The following is a 10526-nucleotide window of genomic DNA, read 5'->3' on the forward strand; positions in this document are numbered from 1 at the left end:
ACGGCTCATCATGACCAAGTGTAAAATAACAAACTTGATTCATCATCAGTGTTCACCTTTCTCTGCACTTGCTGCAATTGCATCCAATATTTCATCGATCTTCTCGATCGTGATATTTTCATAATAGACATGATTGATCTGCATTGCAGGCGCATAACTACAAGCTGCCAAGCATTCTTCTTCTTTCTTCAAGTAGAAAACACCATCTTCTGTCGATTCGCCGGCTTTAATGCCAAGCTTATCTTCAACGTGAGCAAGAATTTTCTCACCACCACGCAACATACAAGAAATATTGGTACAGATCGAAATTGAGTTACGACCACAAGGCTTGGTTTCATACATTGAGTAAAACGTCGCAACTTCATATACAGCAATTGGTGGGATTTCCAAATATTCAGCAATCGCATCCATCAACTCTGTTGTCAAATAGCCATTATTATCATGCTGAACTTCTCTTAAAGCAGCTAAAAGCGCAGACTGTTTACGATCTTCTGGGAAATGCTTCAACCATTTATCGATCTCTTGTCGTGAACGCTCCGTTAAAATTTCTTTTGCACTCATAATCTATGCCTTAATTCAGTTATCTATATTTAACGATCAATGTCGCCGAACACCAAGTCCAACGTACCTACAACCGCCACCACATCGCCAAGCATATGACCTTTTGTTAAAGTTTCTAATGCTGCCAAATGTGGAAAACCTGCTGGGCGAACTTTTACACGATACGGTTTATTAGCACCATCAGATACAAGATAAACGCCCATTTCACCTTTTGGATGCTCGATCGCTGCGTAAACTTCCCCCTCAGGAACACAGTAACCTTCTGAATACAATTTAAACTGTTGAATCAAATCTTCCATAGACTCTTTCATTTCAGCACGTTTAGGCGGAGAGACAACGCTATCTTCTAGCATTACAGGACCAGGATTCTTCTCTAACCAATCAGCACATTGTTTCATGATGCGATTAGATTGGCGCATCTCTTCCCAGCGAACCAAGAAACGATCATAACAATCGCCTTCTTTGCCGACAGGAATATCAAAGTCTAAATATTCATAAGCTGCATATGGCTGAGTCTTACGTAAATCCCAAGCAACACCTGAAGCCCGCAGCATTGGCCCTGTTAAGCCTAAATTCATTGCTTCTTCTGCAGTGACTTGGCCAATACCAACAATACGCTGTTTCCAAATGCGATTTTCAAATAGTAATGTTTTGTACTCTTCTAAATGCTTATCAAAACGTACTGTAAAATCTTTCACAAAATCTAAAAATGATTCACGTGGTTTATTTAAACGATCTACTTTCTTTTGATTACGGAATTTATTGACTTCATACTTTGGCATTTCATCAGGGATATCTTTTGCAACACCCCCTGGGCGATAATAAAATTGATGTAAACGAGCGCCTGTTGCTGCTTCACACATATCCATCAAATCTTCACGATCACGGAAACAGTACAAGAACATTCCCATCGCACCCAAGTCAATACCATGCGCGCCCAACCACATTAAGTGATTTTGCAAGCGATAGATTTCATCAAATAAAGTACGGATATATTTCGCACGAATTGGTGCTTCAATGCCCAATGCCTTCTCAATTGCCAATACATAAACGTGTTCATTACACATACAGGATGAGTAATCCATACGGTCCATGTAGCCAATCGATTGATTGTAAGGTTTAGCTTCTGCTAGTTTTTCAGTACCACGATGCAATAATCCAATATGTGGATCAGCACGCATAATGGTTTCCCCATTCATTTCCAAAATCAAACGCAAAACACCATGCGCTGCAGGATGCTGAGGACCGAAGTTTAATGTGTAGTTTTCAATATTTGCCATTAGTTCAGCTCCTCTTTACGAATGACACGAGGGATAACCACTCGAGATTCAATACTCACAGGCTGATAAACCACTCTCTCTAATTCTGGGTCATACCAAATTTCCACATGACCTGTTAAAGGGAAATCTTTACGTAATGGATGACCAATAAAGCCGTAGTCCGTTAAAATACGACGTAGATCAGGATGACCATTAAAAATAATGCCGAATAGATCAAATGCTTCACGCTCAAACCAATTCGCACTTTTATAAATATCATTCACAGAATCAACCATTGGAAAGTTATCATCTTTCATGAATGTTTTAATGCGAACTCGTGCATTACACTGAATAGATAACAAATGATATACAGCGGCAAAACGATTTGGCATTTCTGCATTTTTACGCACTTCATCTAAAGAAGATTCTTTGCGGCCAACGGATGTTTCATGAACAGCTCGACTGAATCCGTGATTACTCGCTTCGATATCCCACTCAGCAATACCGTAAGCTGCATAGTCAACACCACAAATATCCATTAAATTCTCAAATGGTAATTTATCATTGGTATGCAACAATTCTATTGTTTCGTGTAAATGATCGCTATCAACAATGATGGTCAATTCATTTCTAGCAATTTTGCTTGAAACAATTCGATCACCCAATACAGACGATAATGTCGTCAGAATAGTTTCTGGTCGTAAAATAACCGACATTGGCTCCCCCTAGCTTAAACGCGCAATAGTACTTGTACGCTTAATCTTCTTATGCAATTGCAAAATACCGTAAATCAATGCTTCAGGTGTTGGTGGACAACCTGGTACATACACATCCACAGGCACAACGCGATCTACACCACGCACAACAGCGTATGAGTAGTGATAATAGCCCCCGCCATTCGCACATGAACCCATAGATAAAACCCATTTAGGCTCTGGCATTTGATCGTAAACTTTACGTAATGCAACAGCCATTTTATTTGTCAATGTTCCTGCAACAATCATCAAATCTGATTGGCGCGGAGATGGTCTAAATACAGAGTTACCAAATCTATCCAAATCGTAACGTGCAGCCCCTGTATGCATCATCTCAATTGCACAACATGCTAAACCAAAGGTGACAGGCCACAATGAACCTGTTCGAGCCCAGTTAATCGCGCTATCTAATGTTGTGGTGACAAATCCTTTGTCTAAAGCGCCTTCTATTCCCATTCTAATGCCCCTCTCTTCCACTCATATGCAAATCCCACAACGAGCAAGAATAAGAAAACTGAAACAGCAGCAATACCAACTATTCCAACCTCACGCCATACAACTGCCCAAGGGATTAAAAATGCTAACTCTAAATCGAAAACTATAAACAAAATCGCCACTAAATAGAATCTAACATCAAACTTCATTCGTGCATCTTCAAATGCTTCAAAACCACACTCATAAGGTGAGAGCTTTTCTACACTGTCTTTTTTGGGAGATAGGAAATAACCTAAAGCAACTAAGATTATTCCGAAGATGAGGCTGAACCCAATAAACACGAGCACTGGCAAATAATCCATCATAGCGATTATCCTCTTCTAATAAACATCAATTTTGGTGGCAAGTACGCCTTGTAAAAAACCACGATTTAGCATAAAAATCTTTGATCAGGCTAATTGCTTATATTAATTCTAACCAAGAAAGCATTCAACTCTTTCGGTTTTTCACGGTACCATATAGTAACAGAAAATAACCTAATTGGGAGCGAGTACAAGATGACCTTACACTTTCTAGACGAAAATCAAGAAAATATTCAGTGGTTCAAAAAGCATGAAAATGACTTCATTAAATTACGTCAATTTTTTCATGAAAATCCTGAACTCTCTAAAAAAGAGTTTACAACAACCGACAAAATCAATGCCCTACTTGAATCATGGGGCATAAAAACTGACCGATCCTTTTTAGAAACTGGTGTAATTGGACTCATTAAAAAAGGTACAAACTCAAAAAGAATCGGTTTACGCGCGGATATTGATGCACTACCAATTGACGAAAATACAGATCTTATATATAAATCAAAAAAAGCAGGGATAATGCATGCATGTGGTCATGATGGCCATTTAACGATGCTTCTTTTTGCAGCAAAATATCTAAAAGAAGTGGCTGATTTTGATGGGGAAATTTTATTAATCTTTCAACCAAATGAAGAAGATAGTGCAGGCGCTCGTGATTTCATCGAAGCCGGGTTATTTAAAAAATATCCTGTCGATGCTGTGTATGCAATGCATAACTTTCCAGGGGCTGAAGTTGGCTCATTGTTAATCTGTGATGGCCCACAAATGGCTGGTACCGTTGGCATCGAAATCGACATTCATGGTATTGGTTGCCATGCAGCCCATCCTTACAAAGGTGTTGATCCTATCGTGACTGCAGCACAAGTAATTGTTGCACTTCAATCCATCCCTACCCGAAATATGCCCGCAACTGATAGTGTGATCATAACAATCGGCACTATTCATGGTGGAACAGCACACAATGTTATTCCTGAAACTGTAAAGCTTACAGGCACCCTTCGTTATTTTGATCCCAAAATTCGAGAACTTACTAAACAGCGTATCCGTGAAATTACAGAAGGCATTTGCACAGCTTTCGGTGCACGTGCAGATATTCACTTAGATGATGGCTATATCGCAACTACCAACCATACAAAAGAAACAGAAATCGCACTAAAAGCTGCTCAAACACTTTTTAAATCTGAAGCTATTTCAACAGAAAAAATACCCTCTATGGGCGCAGAGGATTTTGGCTTTATGCTAGCAGATCAAAAAGGTGCTTATTTTTATATTGGCAATGGCCCAGATTCTTCAAGTAATAAACTCCACAATGCAGGTTTTGATTTTAATGATCGCAATTTATTGTATGGTGGTGCTTATTGGGCAACACTCGCACAATATTATTTGAATAACGCACAAAGTTAATAATATGTTAAAATCTATACAACCAATATTAATATGACTAAATAGCTAACTATTATGAAAAAAACTCTATATTTCTGCCTGCTACTCATCGCCGCATCTTCTGTAGCGCAAGCTCAGCAAATGTATCGTTGGACTGATAGCAAAGGTGTTGTTCACTACACTGAATATGCACCAGACGAAGTTCGTCAACAAATCCTAAATTTTGATAAAGATCAACCTCGTGTTGATACATCAGCACAAGATGTTAAAAAATTGGACATCATGCAACCAACACAAGCTGTCCTCGTTGAGATTGAAGAAAAGCAAAACTTTGATCCTGCTGACAGAAAAAATACTAGCAAAGGCGTTACCATCCCTTCAAAAGCCCTAGATCCTTCCACAATGACTTATTGCCAAATTATTCATAAAAACCTAGAAACATTTACGGCATTAGAAAATGGTGAATTTGATCAATTATTATTAGTGGCACAATCAGGCGCACAAACACGTATCTCTCCTGAAAATATTCAAACACAATATAAGACAACAATAGATAATTTAGAGAAATATTGTTTACAATAGTCTATGTTTAGTTCTATATATCAATGGAGCGCTAGCGCTCCATTTTTTTGTCACACTTTTTGCTGAGAAAGTCATATATGAAAACCTCTCATTTTCCATTGAGCACCACTAAGGAATTCCCAAAAGATGCAGAGATCATCTCTCATCAGTTAATGATCAAATCAGGTATGATCCGCCGTTTGGCATCAGGCTTGTATACTTGGTCTCCGTTAGGCTTACGCGTTTTACATAAAGTTGAGAATGTTGTTCGTGAAGAAATGGACAAATCAGGCAGCTTAGAAGTTTTAATGCCTTCAGTGATTCCTGCAGAATTATGGAAAGAAACTGGTCGATGGGATCAATTTGGCAAGCAATTATTAACATTGAAAGATCGTCATGAAAATGATTACTGCTTAGGCCCAACGCACGAAGAAGCAATCACAGACTTCGCACGCCAAGAATTAAAAAGCTATCGTCAATTACCCATCAGCTTTTATCAAATTCAATGGAAATTCCGCGATGAAATTCGCCCTCGTTTTGGCGTAATGCGCTCACGCGAATTCTTGATGAAAGACGCTTATTCATTCCACATTGACGCGGCATCATTGGAAGCAGAATACCAAAACATGTATCGCACATATTCTGCGATCTTTGATCGCTTGCAATTGGAATACCGTGCTGTATTGGCTGACTCAGGCGCAATCGGTGGTGATCGCTCACAAGAATTCCACGTTTTAGCTGATTCAGGTGAAGATGCAATTGTGATCTCAACAGAATCTACATATGCTGCAAATATTGAACGCGCTGAAACACATGCTGGCACAAAATATGCAGCACCGCAACAAGCATTTGAAAAAGTCGCAACACCCAACGCACGTACAGTAGAAGATGTCGCTAAACAATTAAATGTTCCCATCGCTAAAATCACGAAAACATTAATTGTTCACGCGGAAGATGGTAGCTTAATCGCGATCTGTTTACGCGGCGATCACTCATTGAATGAAGTGAAAGCAGGCAACTTTAAAGGCATTGCAAACCCTGTAGTATTCGCATCAGATGCTGAAATTGTTGAAAAACTAGGGGTTTCTCCTGGCTCAATCGGCCCTGTAAACTTACCCATTCCAGTATTGTTTGATCATGCGTTATATTCAGAAAGTGATTTCATTTGTGGTGCAAACGAAAATGGCTTCCATTATGTTGGTGTAAATTTTGAACGCGACTTACCTTTTACAGGCACACATGATTTTCGCAATATCGAAGAAGGTGACATTTCTCCTGATGGACAAGGAACAGTCAAGTTTATTCGCGGGATCGAAGTTGGTCATATTTTCCAATTAGGCAACAAGTACAGCACTGCGATGAATGCTTCTGTTGTAAACGAAAATGGCGAACAAACCATTATGGAAATGGGCTGTTATGGTATTGGTATGACGCGCATCGTTGCAGCCGCAATCGAACAATCGCATGATGAAAAAGGTATTATTTGGCCTGACGTCATGGCGCCATTCAAATTATCATTGATCCCAATGAACTACCACAAATCAGAAGTTGTGAAAGAATTGGCAGATAAACTATATAAAGAATTCTTAGCATTAGGCGTTGAAGTATTATTGGAAGATCGCGACATTCGCCCAGGCAATGCATTCAATGATCATGAATTAATTGGCATCCCACATCGTTTAGTGATCGGTGAGCGTGGATTAAAAAACAACGAATTGGAATACAAAGGTCGTAAAGATGCAGAAAGCTCATTCATTCCTGTAGATTCTGCTGTTGAATTCATCATGAACCAATTGAAAAAATAATTTTCACAGATTAGTTCTCAATCATTAACATAAGATCCTGCCCTGCTTTGCTTGGTAGGATTTTTTATATCTATAAGTTTTAAGCAACAAAAAAGCGCCTGAATCATCAGACGCTTTTTGTTTGCTAATTTAAACTTAAGTTTAAATTACTTGCTCAAACCTGCTTGAGCCATAACTTCTGTTGCAAAATCGATTGTTTCAACTTCAACACCTTCACCTAATTCAAAACGTACAAACGCTTTAACTTTAGCTGATTTAGATTTCAACAACTTGCCAACGCTCATATCAGGATCTTTGATGAATGCTTGACCTTCCAAAGTAACTTCTTCTAAGTACTTACGAATACGACCTTCAACCATTTTTTCAACGATGTCAGCTGGCTTACCTGATTCAGCAGCTTGTGCTGAATAGATATCACGTTCACGATCCAACAATTCAGCTGGAACTTCAGAAGCATCGATACAAACTGGATTAGCAGCAGCAATGTGCATTGCTACATCTTTTGCTAAATCTTCGTCACCACCTTCAACTTCAACGATAGCAGCAATACGGCCACCGTGAACATAACCACCGATAGTGCCTGTTGCGTTCAATACTGTTAAACGACGCACGTTCATGTTTTCGCCGATTTTAGCGATCAAACCTTTACGAACTTCATCAACTGTAGAACCATTCAATGCTTGCGCACCTAATTCTTCAACTGTTGTGATATCGCTATTCAAAGCAATATCTGCAGCATCATTAGCAAATTTCAAGAAATCTTCATTCTTAGTTACGAAGTCTGTTTCACAGTTAACTTCTAAGATCAAAGCTTTTGAAGCGTTTTGACGAACCAACAATAAACCTTCTGCCGCAGCACGATCAGATTTCTTATCAGCTTTTGCCAAACCATTTTTACGCATCAAATCGATAGCCGCTTCCATGTCACCGTTAGTTTCAGTCAATGCTTTTTTACAATCCATCATCGCTGAACCAGTACGTTCACGGAGTTCTTTAACCATTGCAGCAGTAATATTTGACATTTTAAAACCTCATTAATTAATGAATATCTCTAAAATAAAAGCGCCCAAAGAACGGGCGACTCTTATTGAATGCTTAAAACAATCTGTTGAGATTGATTATGCTTCAGTAGCTTCAGCTTCTACGTAGCCATCTTTTTCGATAACTTCAGCAGCTAATTTAGCGTTAGAACCACGGCCAGCGATAACAGCATCTGCTGCTGCTTTTGCGTACAATTGAATCGCACGAATCGCATCATCGTTACCAGGAATAACATAATCAACACCTTCTGGTGAGTTGTTTGTATCTACGATACCAATTACAGGAATACCCATTTTACGAGCTTCTGCAACAGCATTTTTTTCGTAACCAACATCGATTACAAATAATGCATCAGGAATAGAAGGCATATCTTTGATACCACCCAAGCTGCGCTCTAATTTTTCTAATTCACGAGCAAGCATGATGCCTTCTTTCTTGTTGAAGCGTTCGATAGAACCATCTTCTTTCATCGCTTCAATTTCACGTAAACGCTTGATAGAGTTTTTCACTGTTTTGAAGTTAGTCAACATACCACCTAACCAACGGTGATCAACGTATGGCTGTCCTGCACGCGTTGCTTCAGCTGCGATAGTTTCTTGTGCTGCACGTTTTGTACCAACAAAAAGAATACGACCATTTTTTGCAGCGATGCTTGAAATTACGTTCATTGCATCTTCAAATAATGGTACTGTTTTTTCTAAGTTGATGATATGAATCTTTTGACGGTCGCCAAAGATGTAGTTTTTCATCTGTGGGTTCCAGTAACGTGTTTGGTGACCGAAGTGAACACCAGCTTCTAGCATATCGCGCATAGTAACGTTTGACATTGTTTTATCCTTTAAAAATTTAGGGTTGAGCCTCCAAGCATATTTAAGCGGACTTTATCAGCACCCAACACTTAAACAGTTCAGCTTGTGAGTCGTTTATTAAATTTCTTAGCTCGAACTTTTAATTAAGAATCCAAAACTAAGCACGGCTTTATACCATATTGGTATGAAAATTTCAATTTTTTTCAAATATTAAGATGCATTTAATCCCTATCTATCAACTACAAGATTCGGCCTTTTCATGGTAGACTACACCAGTTAATTTTTAAGGAATAAGCGTAATGAGTTATAAAAATGATTGTTTCATTAAAACACTTCTGCGAGAGCAAACATATAAGACACCATGTTGGATGATGCGCCAAGCAGGTCGTTATTTACCAGAATACCGTGCAACGCGCGCTAAAGCTGGTAATTTTATGAATCTTTGTATGTCACCTGAGTTAGCAACAGAAGTAACTTTACAACCCATCGACCGCTTTGGTTTTGATGCTGCAATTCTTTTCTCTGATATCTTAACGATCCCTGATGCAATGGGATTAGACTTAACATTTGAAGAAGGCAAAGGCCCGATCTTTAGAAAACCATTAACAACCGAAGAAGAAATTCGTAATCTTCGTAAAGTTGGCATGGAAGAAGAGCTAGGTTACGTAATGGACGCTGTACGCATGATCGTTAAAGAATTAGACAATCGTGTACCATTAATCGGCTTCTCTGGCAGCCCATGGACTCTAGCAACTTATATGTTAGAAGGCTCAACCAGCAAAGAATATACAAAAATCCGCGGGTTAATGTATTCAAATCCAGCATTATTACATGCATTATTAGATCAATTAGCAGATGTAGTGATTGAGTATCTTAATGCTCAGATCGTTAATGGCGTAGCTGCAGTACAGATCTTTGATACCTGGGGCGGATTATTAAGCAAAGAGTGTTATAAAGAATTCTCTTTACGCTACACACAAAAAATCCTCAATGGTTTAATCAAAAACTATAACAATCAAGAAATTCCATCTATCATTTTCACAAAAAATGGTGGCGCATGGTTATCTGAACAAGCAAACGTAGGCGCAAACGCTGTTGGTTTAGACTGGATGACTGATCTTGATCATGCTCGTGCATTAATTGGTAATAAAGTTGTATTACAAGGCAATATGGACCCTGCTGTGTTATTAAGCAATCCTGAAATTGTTCGCGCTGAAGTTAAGAAAGTCTTAGATAAATTTGGCGTAGGTGGCGGCCACATTTTCAATCTAGGACATGGTATTTTCCCTGGCATCGATCCTGAAAACGTAAAAGCCATGGTGGATGCAGTCCGTGAACTTAGTCCTGCCTATCATTAACAACAATAAGAGAGCGCCCATGCAATACGAAGATAAACATTGGAGTGATGATGTTGAGATCTTCTCTTCGGGTGCAATCATTGTGCGTTTAGAAAATAAAAGCTTTCGGTATTTATTACTGAAAGCTTATAATTTCTGGGATTTTCCTAAGGGTCAAGTTGAATTGGGTGAAAGTGCATTAGAAGCAACCATCAGAGAAGTGC

The 10526-nt window shown here is 38.9% G+C and carries 12 protein-coding genes; 5 read left to right on the forward strand and 7 right to left on the reverse strand.

All coding sequences use genetic code 11. From position 1 onward, the window contains the following. Positions 1–45: 45 nt before the first annotated feature. Genes BZK14_RS09730 through ndhC form a run of 5 tightly spaced genes read right to left on the reverse strand, consistent with a single transcriptional unit; the run spans position 46 to position 3384 of the window. The gene (locus BZK14_RS09730; protein WP_077926308.1) at positions 46–561 is read right to left on the reverse strand and encodes an NADH-quinone oxidoreductase subunit NuoE family protein; all 516 of its coding nucleotides are present in this window, start codon (positions 559–561) and stop codon (positions 46–48) included. A gap of 29 nt (positions 562–590) precedes the next feature. Then, positions 591–1841 (reverse strand): NADH-quinone oxidoreductase subunit D, encoded by a 1251-nt coding sequence (locus BZK14_RS09735; protein ID WP_077926309.1) that lies wholly within the window; start codon positions 1839–1841, stop codon positions 591–593. Further along, positions 1841–2536, reverse strand: a complete 696-nt coding sequence (locus tag BZK14_RS09740; protein ID WP_077926310.1) for an NADH-quinone oxidoreductase subunit C — start codon at positions 2534–2536, stop codon at positions 1841–1843. The genes BZK14_RS09735 and BZK14_RS09740 overlap by 1 nt, the downstream gene beginning before the upstream one ends. Positions 2537–2545: 9 nt before the next feature. After that, the gene (locus BZK14_RS09745) at positions 2546–3031 is read right to left on the reverse strand and encodes a NuoB/complex I 20 kDa subunit family protein (protein ID WP_077926311.1); all 486 of its coding nucleotides are present in this window, start codon (positions 3029–3031) and stop codon (positions 2546–2548) included. Then, positions 3022–3384: an NADH-quinone oxidoreductase subunit A gene (gene ndhC, locus BZK14_RS09750; protein WP_245831287.1), complete on the reverse strand. Its 363-nt coding sequence runs from the start codon at positions 3382–3384 to the stop codon at positions 3022–3024. Before ndhC ends, BZK14_RS09745 begins: the two co-directional genes overlap by 10 nt. A gap of 183 nt (positions 3385–3567) precedes the next feature. On the opposite strand from ndhC, the gene BZK14_RS09755 reads away from it, so the two are divergent. From BZK14_RS09755 to BZK14_RS09765, 3 genes are all read left to right on the forward strand, one after another. Further along, positions 3568–4770 carry an amidohydrolase gene (locus tag BZK14_RS09755; RefSeq protein ID WP_077926313.1) on the forward strand — a complete coding sequence of 401 codons (1203 nt, stop codon included), beginning with the start codon at positions 3568–3570 and terminating at the stop codon, positions 4768–4770. A 54-nt stretch (positions 4771–4824) separates the two neighbouring features. Continuing rightward, a complete protein-coding gene (locus BZK14_RS09760) occupies positions 4825–5331 on the forward strand; it encodes a DUF4124 domain-containing protein (protein WP_077926314.1) in 507 nt (168 codons plus the stop codon). A 77-nt stretch (positions 5332–5408) separates the two neighbouring features. Beyond that, positions 5409–7115 carry a proline--tRNA ligase gene (locus BZK14_RS09765; RefSeq protein ID WP_077926315.1) on the forward strand — a complete coding sequence of 569 codons (1707 nt, stop codon included), beginning with the start codon at positions 5409–5411 and terminating at the stop codon, positions 7113–7115. Between the two features lie 146 nt (positions 7116–7261). Here the strand turns inward: BZK14_RS09765 and tsf are convergent, their stop codons facing one another. Continuing rightward, positions 7262–8137 (reverse strand): translation elongation factor Ts, encoded by an 876-nt coding sequence (gene tsf / locus BZK14_RS09770; RefSeq protein ID WP_077926316.1) that lies wholly within the window; start codon positions 8135–8137, stop codon positions 7262–7264. A gap of 96 nt (positions 8138–8233) precedes the next feature. Next, positions 8234–8983, reverse strand: a complete 750-nt coding sequence (gene rpsB, locus BZK14_RS09775) for a 30S ribosomal protein S2 (RefSeq protein ID WP_077926317.1) — start codon at positions 8981–8983, stop codon at positions 8234–8236. 281 nt (positions 8984–9264) lie between these two features. Here rpsB and hemE point away from each other — a divergent pair, with 281 nt between their 5' ends. Both hemE and BZK14_RS09785 read left to right on the forward strand, forming a co-directional pair. Beyond that, positions 9265–10323 carry a uroporphyrinogen decarboxylase gene (gene hemE, locus BZK14_RS09780; RefSeq protein WP_077926318.1) on the forward strand — a complete coding sequence of 353 codons (1059 nt, stop codon included), beginning with the start codon at positions 9265–9267 and terminating at the stop codon, positions 10321–10323. Positions 10324–10342: 19 nt separating this feature from the next. Next, positions 10343–10526 (forward strand): NUDIX hydrolase (locus BZK14_RS09785; protein ID WP_171973695.1); only part of this gene is annotated, 184 nt, incomplete at its 3' end.

Origin of the sequence: Wohlfahrtiimonas larvae (assembly GCF_002006755.1) — a bacterium.
GTDB classification, from domain to species: domain Bacteria; phylum Pseudomonadota; class Gammaproteobacteria; order Cardiobacteriales; family Wohlfahrtiimonadaceae; genus Wohlfahrtiimonas; species Wohlfahrtiimonas larvae.